General features: G+C 35.0%; 19 protein-coding genes and 1 pseudogene. 18 read left to right on the top strand and 2 right to left on the bottom strand.

The window, feature by feature from the left end; translation table 11 throughout:
• The first annotated feature begins 23 nt into the window (after positions 1 to 23).
• Entirely contained in the window at positions 24 to 773 is a 750-nt protein-coding gene (arr, locus tag IEX29_RS27185; protein ID WP_188733349.1) for an NAD(+)--rifampin ADP-ribosyltransferase, read from the top strand.
• A gap of 256 nt (positions 774 to 1,029) precedes the next feature.
• On the opposite strand, the gene IEX29_RS04655 is transcribed toward arr, so the two are convergent.
• Positions 1,030 to 1,635: an N-acetylmuramoyl-L-alanine amidase family protein gene (locus tag IEX29_RS04655; protein WP_229720091.1), complete on the bottom strand. Its 606-nt coding sequence runs from the start codon at positions 1,633 to 1,635 to the stop codon at positions 1,030 to 1,032.
• A gap of 386 nt (positions 1,636 to 2,021) precedes the next feature.
• On the opposite strand from IEX29_RS04655, the gene IEX29_RS04650 reads away from it, so the two are divergent.
• From IEX29_RS04650 to IEX29_RS27180, 4 genes are all read left to right on the top strand, one after another.
• Complete coding sequence (locus IEX29_RS04650) at positions 2,022 to 2,483, top strand: MarR family transcriptional regulator (protein WP_188733347.1); 462 nt, start codon at positions 2,022 to 2,024, stop codon at positions 2,481 to 2,483.
• Between the two features lie 21 nt (positions 2,484 to 2,504).
• Entirely contained in the window at positions 2,505 to 3,689 is a 1,185-nt protein-coding gene (locus IEX29_RS04645) for an MFS transporter (RefSeq protein WP_188733346.1), read from the top strand.
• Between the two features lie 251 nt (positions 3,690 to 3,940).
• Complete coding sequence (locus tag IEX29_RS04640; RefSeq protein WP_188733345.1) at positions 3,941 to 5,566, top strand: FAD-dependent oxidoreductase; 1,626 nt, start codon at positions 3,941 to 3,943, stop codon at positions 5,564 to 5,566.
• A gap of 12 nt (positions 5,567 to 5,578) precedes the next feature.
• Positions 5,579 to 5,677, top strand: a complete 99-nt coding sequence (locus tag IEX29_RS27180) for a hypothetical protein (RefSeq protein WP_373290640.1) — start codon at positions 5,579 to 5,581, stop codon at positions 5,675 to 5,677.
• Between the two features lie 204 nt (positions 5,678 to 5,881).
• Here IEX29_RS27180 and IEX29_RS04635 read toward each other — a convergent pair whose 3' ends face one another.
• The gene (locus IEX29_RS04635) at positions 5,882 to 6,100 is read right to left on the bottom strand and encodes a helix-turn-helix domain-containing protein (protein ID WP_188733344.1); all 219 of its coding nucleotides are present in this window, start codon (positions 6,098 to 6,100) and stop codon (positions 5,882 to 5,884) included.
• 421 nt (positions 6,101 to 6,521) lie between these two features.
• On the opposite strand from IEX29_RS04635, the gene IEX29_RS04630 reads away from it, so the two are divergent.
• The 13 genes and pseudogenes from IEX29_RS04630 to IEX29_RS04575 all read left to right on the top strand — a co-directional run bounded on the left by IEX29_RS04630 (position 6,522) and on the right by IEX29_RS04575 (position 19,731).
• Positions 6,522 to 7,538, top strand: coding sequence for a phosphotransferase (locus IEX29_RS04630; protein WP_188733343.1), 1,017 nt, complete (start codon positions 6,522 to 6,524; stop codon positions 7,536 to 7,538).
• A 58-nt stretch (positions 7,539 to 7,596) separates the two neighbouring features.
• Positions 7,597 to 7,848, top strand: a complete 252-nt coding sequence (locus IEX29_RS04625) for a type II toxin-antitoxin system Phd/YefM family antitoxin (RefSeq protein WP_188733342.1) — start codon at positions 7,597 to 7,599, stop codon at positions 7,846 to 7,848.
• 279 nt (positions 7,849 to 8,127) lie between these two features.
• Positions 8,128 to 8,877, top strand: a complete 750-nt coding sequence (locus tag IEX29_RS04620; RefSeq protein WP_188733341.1) for a MerR family transcriptional regulator — start codon at positions 8,128 to 8,130, stop codon at positions 8,875 to 8,877.
• A 125-nt stretch (positions 8,878 to 9,002) separates the two neighbouring features.
• Positions 9,003 to 9,542 (top strand): annotated as a pseudogene (locus IEX29_RS04615) (hypothetical protein).
• Between the two features lie 676 nt (positions 9,543 to 10,218).
• Positions 10,219 to 10,785: an AAA family ATPase gene (locus IEX29_RS04610; RefSeq protein WP_188733340.1), complete on the top strand. Its 567-nt coding sequence runs from the start codon at positions 10,219 to 10,221 to the stop codon at positions 10,783 to 10,785.
• A gap of 159 nt (positions 10,786 to 10,944) precedes the next feature.
• Positions 10,945 to 11,466, top strand: coding sequence for a GNAT family N-acetyltransferase (locus IEX29_RS04605; RefSeq protein WP_188733339.1), 522 nt, complete (start codon positions 10,945 to 10,947; stop codon positions 11,464 to 11,466).
• Positions 11,467 to 11,976: 510 nt separating this feature from the next.
• On the top strand, positions 11,977 to 12,756 hold the full coding sequence (locus IEX29_RS04600; protein WP_188733338.1) for an ABC transporter ATP-binding protein: 780 nt from the start codon (positions 11,977 to 11,979) through the stop codon (positions 12,754 to 12,756).
• Entirely contained in the window at positions 12,746 to 14,911 is a 2,166-nt protein-coding gene (locus IEX29_RS04595; protein ID WP_188733337.1) for an ABC transporter permease, read from the top strand. The genes IEX29_RS04600 and IEX29_RS04595 overlap by 11 nt, the downstream gene beginning before the upstream one ends.
• An 18-nt stretch (positions 14,912 to 14,929) precedes the next feature.
• Positions 14,930 to 15,331, top strand: coding sequence for a response regulator transcription factor (locus tag IEX29_RS26520; RefSeq protein WP_229720090.1), 402 nt, complete (start codon positions 14,930 to 14,932; stop codon positions 15,329 to 15,331).
• 80 nt (positions 15,332 to 15,411) lie between these two features.
• Complete coding sequence (locus IEX29_RS26515) at positions 15,412 to 15,609, top strand: helix-turn-helix domain-containing protein (RefSeq protein ID WP_229720089.1); 198 nt, start codon at positions 15,412 to 15,414, stop codon at positions 15,607 to 15,609.
• The gene (locus tag IEX29_RS04585) at positions 15,606 to 16,640 is read left to right on the top strand and encodes a sensor histidine kinase (RefSeq protein ID WP_188733336.1); all 1,035 of its coding nucleotides are present in this window, start codon (positions 15,606 to 15,608) and stop codon (positions 16,638 to 16,640) included. Before IEX29_RS26515 ends, IEX29_RS04585 begins: the two co-directional genes overlap by 4 nt.
• A gap of 138 nt (positions 16,641 to 16,778) precedes the next feature.
• Positions 16,779 to 17,657, top strand: a complete 879-nt coding sequence (locus IEX29_RS04580) for a MurR/RpiR family transcriptional regulator (RefSeq protein WP_188733335.1) — start codon at positions 16,779 to 16,781, stop codon at positions 17,655 to 17,657.
• 139 nt (positions 17,658 to 17,796) lie between these two features.
• On the top strand, positions 17,797 to 19,731 hold the full coding sequence (locus IEX29_RS04575) for a beta-glucoside-specific PTS transporter subunit IIABC (protein WP_188733334.1): 1,935 nt from the start codon (positions 17,797 to 17,799) through the stop codon (positions 19,729 to 19,731).
• Positions 19,732 to 19,738: the final 7 nt, after the last annotated feature.

Genomic DNA, 19,738 nt, shown 5'->3' with positions numbered 1-19,738 from the left:
CATTAATTTGGAGGTTAGATTATATGGATATAAAATTTAGTCCAAATAATGCTGTTATTAAACTCTGTATGAGTGGAATGAGCTTGGAAGACAGCGGTAGAATGGAAGATGCAATCAGTATGTTTCATAAAGCATGGCACGAAGCAAAGGACGACTATGAAAGATTTATTGCGGCTTATTATGTAGCCCGTCATCAAAAAGAGAGTGCAGATAAATTGAAATGGATGGAAACATCTTTAAAGTATGCGCTAAAAATAAACGATGAAAATGTTAAGAGTGCGTATTCAGCGTTATATTTAAATATTGCCGAATGTTATGAGGAGCTATGTGATTCTGATAATGCAAAAAGAAATTATGAATTGTCCAATTCCTATAAGGGAGCGCCTACAGACGAAGGACCATTTTACCATGGGACAAAGGCAGATTTGAAGGTTGGAGATTTACTGACACCGGGAGGAAATTCAAATTATAAAGCGGAGCTTAAAATGAACCACATTTATTTCACTGCTAATGCCAATGGCGCAGGACTAGCAGCAGCATTAGCCAAAGGAGAAGGAAAAGAACGCGTTTATATAATAGAACCAACAGGTGAATTTGAGGACGATCCGAATGTTACGGATAAAAAATTCCCTGGTAACTTAACACGTTCTTATCGCTCGAAAGATCCCTTAAGGATTATTGGCGAGGGAAAAGAATGGGCGAAACTGACAAGTGCAGAGCGGCGCAAATGGGACGAAAATTTAGCTGAAAACAAGGGCGAAATTATTAACTGATCATATTTCAACTCTGATAACGTAGATGAAGGATCAATAAATTAAAAAAAAGATATTAAATCCTGTTAAATACATTTCTTCACTTAGTCAGCTGATCCTGTCAGAAAACTATCACTCAATGTATAGTCTATATTTAAAAGACACATAAATCGAACCGCTATCTTAATTTGTAGATAGCGGTTCGATTTCCATCAACCATTTTAAACTTTTTCCATTTTCTCTAGCTTTATTTAGGATTTTGAAAACGAACAAAAAATTACTTAGCAGGCAACCCAAGCGCTTTAGCAATTCCATCCGCATGCGCCTGTGCTATTTCTTCTATAAAGGCATCTGTTTTCAGCTTATCTGCATCTGCTGCATTATCGATAAACCCATTTTCTGTTAAGATGGCTGGTGAACTCGTTTTGCGTAAGACATGTAAATTAGCTTCTTTAGCTCCTCGATCGATGAATCCGGTTTGTCCCACCGTCTCATTGTGGATGGTTCTTCTTATAGCATTGGTTCTCTCCTTATTAGCATAGCTTCCGTTCCATGTATAAGATTCATAGCCTGTAGCCCCACCGGAATTGATATGTATGGAAACAAAAAAGTTAGTTCCCCAATTATTTGCTTCATTTGTTCTCTCATTTAATGACTTGGTAACATCAGAGGTTCGGGAAAGCTTAATCGTGTGACCGCTATACTGCTCATTTAAAATGTCTCTGGTTTTCAAAGCAATTTTCAACGTTATATCCTTTTCCTGTAAACCGTTTGCTGATGCCCCCGGGTCAGATCCACCATGTCCTGGATCGATGTAAATGCGCGTGTCTGCTGCTTCTACTGCATGATAGGAAATAGTCATTCCTGTTAGGGCAATTCCCAAAATGATAGAAACAAACAGAAACTTTTTTAAATCTCGTTTTCCTTGTTTTAAAAAGATAATGCTACCTCCTCCTTCTATAATAGTTATTCAACCATTTTAGATTCTATCAAAAAATTTGTCGATAGGTCGATATATTGATAGGTTGATAAAATGTATTTCCATATGTTTAAAAATATGTAAATCAACAGAAGTTAGAAATTTCGTTTACTTCCTGATAGAGAGTAGGCGGCAGGTAATAGTTCTCAATATTATAGGTTAGTATCTTAGGAATGTTAATCAGTTAATAATATTGAAAATAATATATTGTCGATTTGACAAATTAAGATTAGTTATATAAAATTAATATTGTTAACTGGTTAACAATAAAATGGAGTTGGGTGATAAAAATGAGCAAAAATACTGAAGCACTAGAAGCGTTAGAACAATTTATCAAGGAAAGAGAAGCTGCTGACAAAATAAGAAAACAGGCGAAAATCAGCCAAGAGCAATCCATTATTTCAGATTGGACACTGACTCAATTACACATCGTTGCAACGATTCAAGAAAAAGGAAGAGCAAATAATACCACACTCTCTGAAAGTTTAAATGTATCGAAACCAGCGATTACAAAAGCTGTAAGGAAACTGTTAGAACATCATATCTTAGAAAAAATACAAGAGGAAGAAAACAAAAAAGAAGTTTACTATCTGCTGACAAAATCAGGTGAAATGCTTGCTCTTATCCACGCCCAGCTGCATGAGCAGGCACGGGAAAATTATTTACGTATCTTTGATGAATTTAATACAGCGGAATTAGAGACCATTATTCGCTTTTTACATGCTATTACGGAAAGTATTAAATCTCAATAAGGTTATAAAAGGAGAATATGTATGTCTCAAAAACTGTCCCAAACGAAATTACTATCTTTATATTTATTAAGTATTAGCAGTTTTTTCGTTTCTTTAAATCAAAATATTTATACACCAGTGATTCCTCTTATTCGAGATTCTTTTCATGTTTCTATCAACTGGGTGAATTTCACTGTTAGCAGTTTTATATTTATCGTAGCTCTGATTCAAATTATTTTAGGGACTGTGATAGATACTAAGAATCAAAAGCATTTATTAATCCTTAGTTTTATTTTAATTAGCGTTTCAACCATTACTTGTGCGTTCGCAACCAATTTCACACTATTTATGATTTTTAGGATTGTACAATCGATTGGAGCTGGGATCATTCCTTTAGTTGCGATAAATATGATTTCACACTTATTTGACGGTAAAACAAGAGGGAGTGCAATGGGTACGTATCAAATATTACTTACCTTGGCTCCCGCAGTTGCCCCAATATTGGGAGGTATATTAGGAGAACATTTCGGTTATCAAGGGATTTTCCTATTTCTTTTTCTTATTGCAATGGTATTGCTGATGTTTATTATTTATAAACTTCCTGATAATGGTGGGAAAACAGACAGCCAGAAAGAGCCAAAAAACTTTTTTCAAACCTATCGGAATATTTTTTCCAACAAAGTAGGTCTTATTACGATGACAGTAAGTTTTTTCATCTTTTTTATTTACTTTGCTATTATCGTATTTTTACCGATACTGCTCAACGATCATTACCATATATCCTTGCAAAATATCGGGTTATTATACTTACCTTTAACAGTCAGTATGATTTTAGGCAGTGTGATTTTTAAAAGAGTTCAGATAACAATAGCATTGAGAAAGCTGTTTATTACGGTTATCTTTTTTATGCCACTGCTTATTATAACCTTTGGTTTTCTTCATGCGAAATCAATCATAGGATTAAGTATTCTATTATTTCTGTATGGGATAACAATAGGGTTTGCTCCCCCGCTATTCTCAACGGTTATAAGCAATGAATATAGTGAAAATCGTGGGGCGGCCTTAGGTTTGTTTAATTTCATTCGTTATTCTGGTATGGCAGTCGGAGGCATGTTTACTGGATTAACTCGTGTGATACCAAGCTCTTACATCTTTATCTTTTTGGGTGCGTTACTTTTTCTTATTTCTTTATTTCAGTATTCAAATTTAAAAAAGAGAGCTTTGTAACAAAGACAATTAATTTTTCCAGTCAACATATATGATGTTCAGGATTTTCTAATAAGAAAAAATTCCATTATTAATCCGAACCTATTGCGAAATATTGTTTTTCATAAATAAACCTTTTGAACACATTGTATAAACCATTATCGTAATAAAACCAAATAAAAATTCTTATACTTTACATTTAACGATATATCGTTTATATTTATAGATAACGATATATCGTTAATTTTTGAAAGCAAAAGGTGGTTTATTCAATGAATAAAAAAACTAATATATTTCAACACTCAACAAAAACAAACGAAGCTAGTACGACATCCGTAATCGTTGTCGGAGGAAGTTTAGTTGGCCTGTCGACAGCAATGTTCCTGGCTAAACAAGGGGTTTCTACCATTCTAGTTGAACGGCATCCTGGGAGCTCCGCCCATCCACGGGCTACAGGTTTTACGCCTCGAACTATGGAACTATTTCGCACTGTTGGGATAGCTGAACAGATTCCGCAAGCTCCTACAAAATTTCGACTTCGCCGGGCTAGAGTAGAAAGCCTGGCAGGAGAATGGTTTGAGGAATCGGAATGGACACCTGGAAAACAACAGTTGCCTGATATCGAATACTCACCCTACAGAGGAGCCGCAATCGCACAGGATCGTTTGGAGCCTATCCTTCGAGATAAGGCGATAGAGCTTGGTGCTGAGGTAAGGATGAATACCGAATTGATAAGTTTCGAGCAAGATTCAACTGGTGTTACTGCCTTCTTACGTAGTCGAGAGGACGAAAATGAGTATACATTGCGAGCAGACTATCTTGTAGCTGCTGATGGAAACCGCAGCCCTATTCGCGAAAAATTAGGAATCGGCCGTAATGGGCATGGGCACATTAGAACGATGCGTAGTGTTTTGTTCCGTGCTCCACTCGAAAAATATCTGGCATCAGGAATTAGACAATTTAATATCGATCAACCGGGGCTGAAGGCATTTCTCACCACATATGGTGACGGGCGCTGGGTTTTAATGTTCAATGATGATAAGGAACGAGATGAAGAGGAACTCCTTCATGCAGTGCAAAATGCGATTGGCCGCCCGGACCTTAACATTGAAATTATTACAACAGGCCGTTGGAAGCTTTCAGCACTTATTGCGGACAAGTTTTCGTCCGGCAGAATATTTCTCGCTGGTGATGCAGCGCATACCCTGCCGCCGACAAGAGGCGGATTCGGAGCAAATACGGGAATCGAGGACGCATACAACCTGGCATGGAAATTATCAGCAGTACTCTCAGGGGAATCATCAACGGAAATTCTTGATACTTACGATGCCGAACGTCGTCCGATTGCATGGCTTCGACACGACCAGACCTTTGCCCGGCCAGATTACAAGAGCAACGTGGATGATACTGAAAACGACGTAATTATAATCGATGACGATGCTATGGAGTTTGGACAGCTGTATAGATCCAAAGCAATAATTGGAACAGATACTAAACTTTCGCCTGCCTTGCGTATCGAACAGTGGGCTGGGCAGCCAGGCACACGGGCTCCGCACTTATGGGCAAACAAAAATGGAGAAAAGATAACCACACTCGACCTATTCGAATGCGGATGGGTATTGTTAACAGAGGATGAACGCTGGATTACTCTTGCTGAAAGCGTCGGTGAACAGCTGGGTGTCAAGCTAAAGTGCTGCCAAGTGGGAACAGATGTAGTAATGTCCGATCCTGAAGTATTTCGTGAGGCATTTGGTCTAGGGCATACTGGTGCCACGTTAGTACGACCAGACGGCTATATCGCCTGGCGTTCGGCTGATATGCCAGAAAATCCACACTGCACGCTGACCAAAGCGGTAGAGCTAGTCTCATCATCAGTGGCAAGAGCATTGGAAAAGTAAAAGTAACGTCCGATGTTCATTGTTTCAAACGACAGTTACAATGAAATAACGGAAGATACCATTGTTTTAGCTATCACTTCAAAAATAAGGAATTTTTATATTCTGTTGTAATTGATTCGAAAGATTTGATAGAGGGGGAACTTAAAAAACATCAGAAATAAGCAGAAAAAGTATCCACACTTTCTAAAAAATATTGTCAGAAAAAATTTGAACATGTGAGCACTGATATTTTGGAAGCTGTACTGATGAAAATTAATAAAAATAAAACATATGGCACGAATTCTAACTATTTTAGAATTTGTGCCATTCAATATGTTATTCATCATTTTCTTCAATACGGAATAATTCATTCATATCTTTAATATTTAATGCATTTACAATTTTATCAATGTGTTCTAATTGAATCCGTTGACGCTTGCCACTTGCCAGTTCACTAAGCGTTGCACGCCGAATGCCTGTTTTAATATGCAACTGTGTGATAGATAAACCTTGGTGATATAGTAATTGATTAAGCTGCAAATGTACTTTTTTCAATGTTAAATCTCCCCCTTATATTGATTGTACCTTAAAGAGTATAGTTTAATTACCAAGGAATTACTTATTGTATTGGAAAGCTGGATGGAGTATCTTTTAAACACAGGGGTTAGGAAGTTGTCTTATACTTAATTGTAAAATATAGAGAAAATGCTTTTATACCATAGATAAGAACATGGTTATATTATTAAAAATAACTCTATAAAAAATTGCATCAATTTATACCTTTGCATATAATGTACCCTAAAGTATATTTATAAAAAACAGTATATTCTGCAAAAAAAGGTCATATTGTAAGGCAATTAAATTTATAAAAGTCAAACAACCTATTTATTCTATGAAATAAGAAATAATTGTGGATGAGATATTCGAGAAATCTGTGTTTCAGTAAATCTAAATATTAAAGATTAGGAGATAATGGATGACAAAACAATTTGAAGAATATAATAATGTAGTCCAGAAGAAAAAAGCTAAAATAACAGAACTGAGTGCTTACTTAAAAAATGGCCAGTACACTTTTGATAAAGAGCTTAGAACGGTTTTTAATACAGCAAAAACCAGGCACCCTATGGTTAATAACCTTAATCACACAAAAAAAGAAGATCAGCTTTCACTGGAAATGGAAGCATCTGAGCAGAAGTATTTTAATGGAAGTATCTTATGGTTTTGTATTAATGGCGATATCAGAATTTTTTCAGATGATGAAATACTTGTCATTTGTACCAGTCAAGAAAGCTATCAAAGGAAAATAGCAAACCATGCTTATTTTTCATCCTTCTTTCGCATTCCTGCAATAACCCATCAAGACGCTGAGCACAACAGGCTGACCGAAGCATTCATTCATTTTCAAGATAAAACAGATAAAGATGAGGCATTCATCTTAAAAACAATATATGATGATTATTATAGTTATTTCAATTACCTGGCGCAGTATTCAAAGATGGATTATCAAACGTTGAACGGCTTATTAGACACAAGTTCAAATGTGATTTATATCGATCAGTTTGAAAAAATAATAGAAAAAGTTGCACCAGAAATGTTCTCTCTGGATTTGCCGTTTATCAGTTTACATGGCGATTTATGGTCCGATAATATTCTATTATACAAAGAGGCAGGGGAGAGAAACTTATGGTATATCGATTGGGAGACGGCGGGTAAATATGTTTTCTTCTACGATTTTTTCAAATTTATGTGGAATGAATTAGATGTACACCAAAATTATTCCTATTTCAAGAGGTATATAGCAGGGGAATTTGATGAAGGTTTAACGCGCCTGTTCGCTCTTTTTCATCTGGAGTTTCAGCCTAAGTATCGGCAATCTTATTTCTGTCTCTTTTTCCTGAATTATATTCTTCATGATACAGACAATATTGCGTTTAAATATAAACTCCAGGAAATAAATGATTTTGAACGAAAGGTTTTCCCGTTAATTTCTTAATGAGATTTCCAATAACTAGAATACGGTTAAATCAATTATAAAAGAAGGGAGAATTGTCATGTTAACTTTCGATTCAACAAGTGCAAGAAAAAGCCTTTACCAATTGATCCAACAAGTGAATGAGGATAATACACCAATTGAAATAACTGACTCAAAAAATGATAATGGTGCTGTACTTATTAGTAAAAGAGCCTGGGATGCTATACAGGAAACACTTTATTTACAAAGGACCGGGACTCTTCATCGAATGAAGCATTTTGAAAACGAAGAGACAGAGGATTTGAAGGATATTGATTGGAATACTCTATAAAGAATCATCCAATCTGCGAGAAGAAAAACTTTATGAAAAAAGTAGCCTGTCTAGTCACATTGCAAAAGAGGACTATAATAAATAAGGATTAGAAGAGCAGAAACAGAATTTAATGTTCATGCTCTTTTTTTGTGCAAATATTTGCTTACCGCCCTAAAAATTATAGAAAAACAGCAATTATGAAATTTATTCCAATAATGAAACATAAACACTTGAAGTTGATGTTGCGTCATTTTGTGTAATGAACTTAGATAACAATTAAATGGGGGTTGGCTATACTTGATTTCAATTAAAGAAGTGACAAAACAAACAGGAATTACAGTTCGAACGATGCGGTATTATGATCAAATAGATCTCCTTCGTCCAGCAGGTAAAACAGAGGGCGGCCATAGATTATATGGAGAGAAAGAAATTAAGAAGCTGCAGGAAATCCAATTTTTAAAGACAATAGGATTCGGCCTGCAGGAAATAAAAGAAATGCTGGCTGATGAAAATCATGATTGGTTCGCTGGTCTAAAGAATCAATTGGACTATATCTCCAAAGAAAAAGAAAGATTAGGTCAAATTGAAGGTACATTACGAGGATTAATCAATGAAATCATGCTTAATGGGAATATTGATTTGTCTAATATGCAGAAGCTCATCCAGTTATATCAACAAAATATGGATAAAAGGGAAGGGTATTTGAACCAAACATTTAATGAGGAAGAGAGTAAATTACTTCAAAGTCTTCCCAATATAAATAGAGAAGACCCTGAAACGCTGGAATGGATTGCCTTAATAGCTCAATTAAAAAAACATATGTCAAAAGGAATTTCTTCACCGGAAATTCAGCGGCTCATAAAACGGATGTATGAAAAAGAACAAGAGGATTTTGGAGATAACAAGGAATTTATAGAAAAAGTATGGGAGATTAGAAAGTCGCCTCAAAAATCGGAGAGCGCCGGATTTTACCCTATTGATTCGGAAACGTTGAATTTTTTTGAGGAAGCATATGAATTTTATTTAAACAAGAAAGGTAATCTTTGAATGAGAAAGTGACAACCCCTGATGAATTTGAAGGACGTTATCAATGGAAGTTCAGGAAATGTAGTATTACAGTCAAATAGAACAAAAATGGAATTTAAAAAATGGATTAGATTTGGGGTGTCTTTTTGAATTTTATTGCTTGGATGATTGTTGCTTGTGAAATAGGATTTTGGATAGTGATTATCTTAGGTTTATTCACAAGATATATTCTTAAGAAAGATAAGCTTGGACTATTTTTCTTAGCCTTAACACCCGTAATTGATTTCATTTTATTAATTATTACGGCTGTCGATTTATACCGGGGAGCTACCGCAACAACTGCACATGCCATTGCTGCAATTTATATAGGCGTTTCGATTGTATTTGGGAAAAGCATGATTAAATGGGCTGATGAAAGATTTCGATACTATGTAATAAAAGAAGGTCCAAGGCCAGTTAAACTGTACGGATTAGAATACTCAATGCATTATTTAAAAGGGTGGGGGAAACATGTTTTATCTTATTTGATTGGTGCTGGCATTTTGGCAGGGGTCATTTTCTTAATAAATGACTCCTCTCGAACAGAAGCACTGCTTCGGGTCTTACAAATATGATCATTTGTATTAGGTATTGATTTTATTATTTCTATTTCCTATTTTGTCTGGCCAAGAAAGAAGGGTGATTAGTTAGTAAGAGTTACAATAGGTGTGAGTATATCAAACGACTGGTCTTTGCAGTTTTCTTTCGCCATGTGATTTCGTATGGCACCTATTTTTTTTCATAAAAAAGAACTGATAATTAGTCAGCTCTTTTTCACACTCTCCATTGAGTAGAAAAGTGTAACACGCTTATTTTCTTTGCACCTTTAATTTAATCATATATTACTTATCTGTCAATAGCGTGATAAGCCAATTGTTTGGGTGAAATAAAGACTCTATTATACTATTCCTATTATATAAAGATTTATGCTTTTTATTTCATCTTGGTTGGGGTCTTTTTATCAATTGTCATGAACGATTGTTAATGGTTTATTCATTGATAAATCTAACTAAAAAGAATAGAAAGAGGGACCATCCATTAACCATTAGAGACGATGAAAGTTATGAAAAAGTAAAAAAAGAATGTAGAAAAAAATAGTAGATTAAACGAATACTTCTCAGTTAGATAATAATCATTTTGATTTGTATTTTTCATATAATAGATGAAGATTTTGGTCGTATGACTTTTAGAGTTAATGTAGTATTAGAGTATAGACTATTACATATTGAGGTGTTTTATTCAGTAAAACTTTCAAAGCTTGTTTAACTAACAAAGCAGAACTATTTAACAAAATAACTTCTGAAAATTAGAGGTGAATAATAAATGAAAAGGTTAGCGGTTATTACTGTAGGTAAGACCCACAGCGGGAAAAGTACATTTGCAAGAGATTTAGAAAAAGAACTGGAAAATTCTATTGTTTTAGATCAAGATAATCATGCTGAATTTATTAATATGTATTACCAAAAGCTGCAACCAGAAACTGGTCCTAATACTCTTAAGCATTCTATCACCACGCTAATTGGGGATTATGCAATAGAACGAACGGATTTACATATCATTGCATGTAGTGCAAATCGGACTAGAAAAGGCAGAAAGTATTTGCTTGAAGAAATATATGATAAAGAAAATTTTATCCGTATCCTGGTTCATTTTGATATTCCAGATGAAATTTTAAAAGAGCGTGTTATCAATAGTACACGTAATACCAATATATTTAGGGGCGCCTATTCTAATTTTGAGCAAGTACTTATTAGGCAACAAGTTGAATCCTCCCATGATGATATCGTAGACCCGGAAAAAGGAGAAGCAGACTATTTATTTGTAATTAAAGATAACAAAGAAGTTGATTCAATCATTGCGGAAATTGTTAGTATTTCTGAACATTTATGATATCTTCCTGTTTTATTACAACGGTTCTTATCAGTCAAGAAGGATTAATGCTTATTTTTTGTTGAAGTTATAAGGCTAAGTGTTAGATTATTTACTTTAATAAGGCTAAATCTGAATACTAAAATTTACTTTTATTGACGAAGGGAGAGAGAGATGCATATGAATACTAATTCTGTATTAATTAGAAAGATGAAACATACTGATTATGAAGTAATGGCTCAATGGCTAAGCACAAAAGAGGTTTTAGAGTTCTATGGAGATGTAAATTCTCCGTTTACATTGCAACAAGTTAAGGATAAATACGAACCGAGAGTAAATGGAGACATACCTGTAATTCCCTATATCGTTGAGTTAGATGGCTCTCCAATTGGATTTATGCAACAATATATATTAAATGAGGAAAAACAAGAAGAGTTTGGATATCCTACAAATTTAAATGTATTTGGGATTGATCAATTTATCGGTTATCCTAAACTCTTTAATAAAGGTATTGGAACGAAAATGATAAGAATATTTATTGAATATATTTCTCAACACAAAGATGTAGATATAATTATTTTAGACCCCACTGCTTCAAACCTTAGGGCAATAAAGACTTACGAAAAATGCGGATTCAGAAAGGTAAAAAAAATTCATGACGGTACAAGTTGGTTAATGGAATATAAAATTAGCCATAGATAACCTCTTCCATTTTCAACTATAGGGTGCTTTAATTTAATAAGCTCCCAGAATCTTACTTTTTATAAAGCGATGAAACATGTTAACAAAATGTATTCAACTAATATCTATCATGCTGGTTCAAATTGGTTCAAGTAATGTCAATTTCAATCCTCTTCCATACATTTTTATCCATATAACACCCCCGAAACGTTGATATCAATGGATTGCGATGTATTCAATACACTTAGAATTTATCTGTATATTTCTCAAAACGTTATTTATACTGTTATATCAGCATTATGGCACTTTTCATTAGTTTGAGATGTGCTTTTTATTTAGGCTGAGGAAAAGGGTATTCTTATTTTCTAAAAGCAGACAGTACCATCTCCATTTAACAACCTTTTCTTACATCAACTGTAAGTATTCTTTCATCTCCATACTTGTTACTATATAAATAACCCTATTATCAATTTGACGAGTATCGTTGAAGCAGAGCAGTTCAATACTTCGATGGAAAAGGAGTTGTATATAATGAATAAGCATGGAAAATTATTAGAAGTACAAGATATACAAAAAAACTATGGAAAAAAGAATAATATAACAAAGGCTTTAAAAGGTGTCAGCTTTGATATTCTCCCGGGAGAGTTTTTGGGAATCATGGGACCAAGCGGATCTGGAAAAACCACGTTATTAAACTGTATTGCTACGATTATAAAACCGACTTCAGGCCGGGTACTTTTAAATGGGAAAAATATCAGTGCCTTTGATAGTAAGGATTTAGCGGATTATCGGGGGAGCCGCATTGGTTATTTGTTTCAGGACTTTGCGTTATTAGATAATTTAACTGGACAGGAAAATATACTATTACCATTATCGATTCATGGAGTGGATTTTGCTAAAGCACAAACTAAATTAAATGAGCTGGCAGGATTTTTAGAGATTAAAGATGTTCTTGATAAATTCCCTGCTCAGATGTCTGGCGGACAAAAACAAAGGGTTGCTGCTGCAAGGAGTTTGATTTCTGATCCAGATATTGTACTTGCGGATGAACCAACAGGAGCCTTGGATACACGTTCTGCAAAAATGCTAATGAATAAGTTAGAGGAAATTCATAAAAATAGTAAAAGAACGATTTTAATGGTTAGTCATGATCCGAATGCCACAAGCTTTTGTTCAAGAATTCTTTTTATCCAAGACGGTGTCATTTTTCATGAATTACGCCGAAAACATGATGAGTCACAAGAGAAATTCTATGAAAGAATTTTGCAGCTGCTCGCCCAGCTTGGGGGAGGGAGTGCAAATGTTCTCTAGGCTGATTTATCGAAATGCGAAACGGAGCCGTAAGGAAAATTTAATTTACTTTGCAACACTGGTAACAGCGGTGGCCTCGTTTTATATCATTCTTTCACTTGGGAGACAAGATGTTATTTTATTCTTAAAAGAATTTGAGAGTGATGCGATTGATAAACTTTTAGCTTACATGCCAATTGTCTACCTATTTGCCTTGTTTTTATTATTTTTCTTAACTTTATTTGCTAATCGATACCAATTAAATCGGAGAGGTAAAGAGTTTGGGCTTTATCTTATGCTGGGAATGCGTAAAGAACGCCTTGTTCTTCAACTTGTAGCAGAGGGAATTGTTACATCTGTCCTGGCCCTGATTGGAGGCATTTTAATAGGCGGTTTTTTAGCAGAAATCATCAGCTTGACAGTTTCTAAATTAGTTGGACAGGGCATCATCGGTCATCAAATAAGCTTGTCCATCAGTGCAATAATAATGACCGTCATCGGTTTTTTATTTATCCAGTCTCTGGCACTGGTCATTCTTGGCGGGAGGCTATTTCATCAAGAGGTCCATCAATTACTTTATGAGCAAATGGATAAGATACAGGATATGGGGCATTTAAGAGGCAATATATTTCATTTACTCGCAGGTGCTGTTTTACTGGCTATTGCCTATTGGCTTATTTTATATCATTTTATGGACTTTGGCGGACTGCTTTTGTTTGTGGCATTCGTCCTTGGATGTCTGGGAACGATTATTTTTATGAGGGGATTTGGGAGATTATTAGGCATACTCACAAGCTTGTCGGAGCGTAAATCCACGAAAGGGCTGCGCACCTTTACATTAAGGCAGTTTCAGGAGAACATTGCTAATAAATCTGCTTCTGTTGCTATAACATCTATTCTCATAACATTGTCTATTATTTTACTAGCAGATGGTGCTTCAATTTTTATAGGCTTAGAGAATACCTTTGCAAGGAGTTCTTCAGTATATGATTTCACTGTTAACGGAAATGATCAGGAAGTTGAGCAATTTCTTACTTCAGAAAAAATGGTACCATATGTAGAGGACTTAAATTTCTTGGAAATTGGACATATGAAAGAGCAGGGGGAACGCGGAGAAAATGATATGCCTTTATCATTGGTAGATTGGTCTGAATTAAGAGAGCAGCTAATTATGGTTCTTCCTGACAGCTATAAAGAGCAATTTTTATCTGGGGAAGTGCAAGGTTATACAATCAGTTCGGAAAATCCTGAAGCATTAAATCTGCTTGGGACCCTGGAAATTGATACGAAAGCTCCTTACCTCATTCCTGAATCATCTTATAATGGACTGTTAAAAACAATTGGAGAAAAACCGCTGAACCTGCAGTCTGATGAAATGGCTTTATACTTTAACCCTGATTTTATGTCTATGGATAATTTGGACAGTTTTCCTGTACTGGATCAAATTCTAGAGGTGGCTGAGGATAACGGGAAAAGTTTGCTGCATATTAATGATCAGGCAATATATATACGTCCTTTCTTGCCGATGAAAGGATTGGCGGCTGACCGATCTATCGAAATCACTTCAGCATTTATCGTCCCTGACGCAATGTTTAAACAATTATTAAATGAAGAAACGTATGCATCTTATTGGAATTTCCGAATTCCACAAAAACTGCAGGATGAGCAGGGTTTAATGCTGCCAATGATGGAATCAAGAGATATATTAAAATCTTCAGGCTTTGAATTTGAGAGTTACTTACAAAATTTTGGACGAAAACTTTTTTATGTTGTTGCTGGAAGTTACGCAACGCTTTATATGGGCTTCATATTTTTGATTATTGCTTGTACGGTATTAGCTTTACAATTTTTGACGCAGATGAAGCAGACTGGAAAGCGCTATGTAACACTTTCTATGTTAGGAGCAAACCGCAAGCAAATGAAAAAATCAATGCATAGACAGGTAATGCTGACCTTTCTGTTACCTATGTCTATTGCATCCGTCAGCGGAGCAGTTGGTATAAAGGCAATGATTTCCTTTGTTATGGTTAATGTCGATGACCAAGGACAGCTTTATCCAGTTGCTTTTGCCTTTGCAGCTCTGGTTATCGCTATTTTAGTGATTTATGGAGTAGCAGTTACACGATCAGCAGATCATGAAATTGATAAATTGCGTTGGAAACCAGATATAGATTAAATTAAGGGAAGTGCTAAAGTGACGAAAATTACAATTGTTGAAGATGATCCGTTAATGAGAGAAGAGTTAATGGATATATTGCAAAAAGCAGGCTTTGAAGTAGCTGCTATTACAGATTTTCATGATATTACGCTTCAAATAGTCACTTTGGCACCCGATTTGGTTTTGCTGGACATTAATTTACCAGAACAATCCGGCTTTGAAATATGCAGAGGTCTAAAAGAAAAAGGAGTAGGCCCGATATTGATTCTTACATCCCGGGATAAGCTGCAGGATGAATTACATGGTCTGGGTTTAGGTGCAGATGATTATCTTACAAAACCATGTAATCAAGATAGATTGTTAGCACGTATTCATAATTTGCTTAGAAGATTTGAAAGACAGCCGGAATTGGTAGATGGCGGCAGCTTTTTTTATTAGATCCGAATACGTTCACTTTATATAAGGAATCGGAGTCATTAGTATTATCAGCTAATGAGGGGAGGATCTTATTAGCTTTAGTGCAGTGCAGGTCTGAAATTGTGTCTAAAAACACATTAAGTGAACTTTTATGGGGGACAGATCAATATATAGATGAAAATGCACTTCAAGTAAATTTGACCCGCTTACGAAAAACCCTGCGACAATTGAACCTGGAAAATCAAATTGAAACCATAAGGGGCCAGGGCTATCGACTAAAGGAGCTGGAGCAGCCATGAAAAGAGTAAAGCAAATTTACGATTGTTTTCATGCAAATAAACAATGGTTTTTTATGTTAATTGGAACGAATCTCCTGTTTATTTTTTTAGCCTGGCTGGCTTACCCGGAAGTCTTTAAGGTTTTAGCAGGGCTGATGATTGCTTTTACTTTAACAATGATTTTATTGTCCTTATTTATGATTCTGAGAAAACAAAAAATAATCGAAACTGCTTTTCAGGAATTTTTATTAGATCCGAATGAGACGAAAGAAGAAATGTTGTGCCAGGTATCTCCTAGAACACAATGGTCCTATATTCGTAGAATGGGAAATCTCATAAGATCATATCAGTCAAAACTCAATGATCAGATTATTGAACTTGCCGATTATGAAAACTTTATAGAAGGGTGGGTACATGAAATTAAAAAGCCAATGTCATTAATGACATTGGTATTAGATAACCGCAGTGATGAAATGTCTCCTCTTGTTAGGCAACGTATGACTGTCGTCAGAGATCAAATGCTTGGAGATGTGGAACGGATTTTGTATTTTGCAAGACTCGGTGCTGCTCACAAAGATTATATTTTTGAGCGTCTAAGCATACTGGTCTTTTGTAAAGAAACAATGGAGAACCATCAAACATTATTAGACGAATCTGCTTTTCAAGTCCAATTCATAGGTGAAGAGATAGAAGTTTTGTCTGATTGCAAGGGACTGGCTTTTATATTAGAGCAAATAATTACTAACAGCACAAAATACGTACCGCAGAATCAGGATAGTCCGATTCTAAAATTTGAAACCGTTTATGATGAAATAAATGATCAAATAATTTTACATATTAGTGATAATGGGCCTGGTGTGTCTAAAGAAGATTTACCTTTTATCTTTGACAAAGGTTTTACTGGGGGACGAGGTACTTATACAAGACAAGCAACAGGTATGGGACTTTTCTTAGTGAGTAAAATGGCATATGATCTAGCAATTCAGTTGGATGTGAAATCAGAGTTTGGTTCAGGTTTGACTATATCTTTGATGTTTCCAAATGTTAAATGATGAGCTGTTATTATATGCTGTAGGCAAATACTTTATATAACTCATGATATAGTAGTTAATAGAGTAGATAAATACAAAAACTTGAATTAAATACTTTACATATATGACTACCAGCTTTGATATGGAGGACAAAGAGAAATGTTATTAGAACAGCTTAAAAATGAAGCAAATTTTACAAACCATGAAAAAGATGTTGCCCGTTTTATATTAAAACATGTTGAACAAGCATGTGATATGACTTCAGAACAACTAGCCCATGCTTCTTATACCAGTAAAGCTACTATTGTTCGTTTAAGTAAAAAATTAGGTTTAAGTGGCTATCAGGAATTTAGATTAAAATTAGTTGCAGAAGTTAACCAGAATAACAGAATCAATCAAATACTGGCTAATGAACCTATTACGGATAAAAGCTCTTATACGGATATTATACAGACGCTGCCTATACTTTATGATAAGTCAATAACTAACACAAAATTGTCACTAAACAGAAAGGATATGAATCGAATTAATAACTTTTTGAAAGACGTAGATTGTATTAATATTTACGGTACTGGTATTAGCTATATGTTAGCTCAATCTGCTGCTTTTAAATTTGCAACGCTAGGAATAGACTGCTCTGCTTATGAAAGTATAAATGCTCACTCTTTGGCTGCTAAAAAGGAAAAGAAAACTATTTCTTTTTTAATCAGCTTTACCGGTGCTAATAGAACAGTGACTCAAATTGCTAAATATCTTCAAGAAGCAACTGATAATTATGTTGTAGGTATTATGGGACCACACTGTGACAAAATGAAGCAATGGTGTGATGAGCTTATTGAAATTCCGAATAAAGATTCTCTGTTGAGCTTAGATATAATCTCCTCTTTCACAGCAGCTAACTATATACTTGATATTTTCTTTTCAATGATTCTATCCAAAAATTATCAAGACCATGTCAAGTCTTCAATAGATATGTTAAAGTATGGCTCGCTACTCCTAAATGAAAATTATGGAATATCTACGGACGAAAAAAATTAATATTGGACTTTTGTTTCAAAATATCCTATCTTTATTTCGCTATTTTTGAAACAAGGGAACTACCGGTGTTGGAAGCGTTGTCTGGGCATTATGTTCATGCTAGACTACGCTTATATTTATATATAGAGGGGGTTCAAACATGGGGAAGTATTATGAGTTGGCCGATAAGATTGTAGAAAATATTGGCGGGAAAGAAAATGTTATCGGTTTAGTCCATTGTATTACTAGATTACGCTTTACACTTAAAGATGAAAGTAAAGCAAATGATGAAGTGCTTAAAAATATGGATGGCGTTGTTACTGTAATGAAAAGCGGCGGCCAATATCAAGTAGTAATTGGAAATCATGTACCTGAAGTATATGAGGACGTAGTTAAGCTAATTGACTTAAACGATTCCAGCCCGCAAAGCAATGAAAAAAAAGAAGGCAAATGGCTGGACAGGGTTATTGATATTGTATCAGGAATTTTCCAGCCGATTTTAGGAATTATGGCAGCATGCGGGATGTTAAAAGGTTTTAATACTTTATTCGTAACTCTCGGCCTGTATAGTGAAACAAGTGGCGGTTATTTAATTATAAATGCTGCTGGTGACGCATTATTTACATTTTTACCATTATTCTTAGGATATACCGCAGCAAAAAAATTCGGTTTAAAACCAATGCTTGGGCTGGCTATGGGAGCTGCAATGTGTTATCCGGGAATCCAGGCGAGTACCATTTCGGAAAGTGTTGAACCATTATACAATGTGTTAAATAATACAATGTTCGCTTCTCCAGTGTATATTGATTTCTTTGGTATTCCTATCATTTCAGTTGATTATACAGGTACAGTTATTCCCGTTATTCTGGCTGTTTGGTTTGCTGCAAAATGCGAGAAGCTATTTAACAAATTTGTACCAGATTTAGTGAAATTTTTCTTTGTGCCGATGTTAACTTTATTGGTGGCATTACCAGTAGCTATTGTTCTTCTTGGACCGATTGCAACTTTTGGCTCTACATTGATTTCAGAATTTACATTATCGATTAGAGGTTTTAGTCCTTTATTAGCTGGAGCAATCGTTGGTGCTACATGGCAAATTCTTGTTATTTTCGGTTTACACTGGGGCTTTATTCCAGTTTATATTAATAATATTATGACTTTAGGTTATGACAATGTGATGATGCCTTTCTTTGCTTGTACATTCGCAACTTCTGCGGTTGTGTTAGCTATCTTCTTCAAAACAAAAGATAAAAAGTTGAAGAAAATGGCTATTCCAAATTTCATTTCCGGTATTTTTGGTGTTACAGAGCCTGCCATTTACGGGATGCTGCTACCGTTGAAAAAACCATTTATCATTAGTTGTATTGCCGGTGGAATCGGGGGTGCATTTTATGGCTTCTTTGACTTTAGAAAATTCATTATGGGTGGAATGGGAATTTTTGAATTACCAAACATGATGAATCCAGATGGAACAGCAGGTAATATTATTGTTGCTTTAGTTGGTATTGTTATTTCTATGGTAGTTGGATTTGTACTAATAATGATTTTCTATAAAGAACCCGCAGTTCAACCAATAAACAATATCAATAATGCTTCTATTACTAATACAGATAATAAAGAAACGCAACAAAAATTAGAAACAATTGAAGTGGTAAGCCCTATTAAAGGAAAAGTTATTCCTTTGTCAGATGTGGAAGATGAAGCCTTTGCATTAGAAGTTTTGGGAAAAGGAGCCGGAATTATTCCGAGTGAGGGGACTGTTATCGCGCCGGTAGATGGGGTTATTACTACATTATTTCCTTCACTGCATGCTATTGGAATTACTAGTAAGGATGGTGCAGAAATATTGATTCATGTAGGATTAAACACTGTTCAATTAGATGGCGATGGTTTCAAATCCTTTGTCCAACAAGGAGATAAAATTACTAAAGGACAAAAATTATTAGAATTTGATATTGAAAAGATTCAAAAAGCTGGTTATCCAGTAACAACACCTATGGTAATCACGAATACTGCTTCCTATCTTGATGTAGTAACAGAAAATTTTGGTTCTATAAATAGAGAAGATTCGCTGTTAAAAATAAAAGTTTTATAATTAATTT

Source organism: Oceanobacillus neutriphilus, assembly GCF_014645515.1.
GTDB lineage: Bacteria > Bacillota > Bacilli > Bacillales > Amphibacillaceae > Oceanobacillus > Oceanobacillus neutriphilus.
The sequence above is the reverse complement of the archived record's forward strand: the minus strand, read 5'-3'. Positions and strand labels throughout refer to the sequence as shown.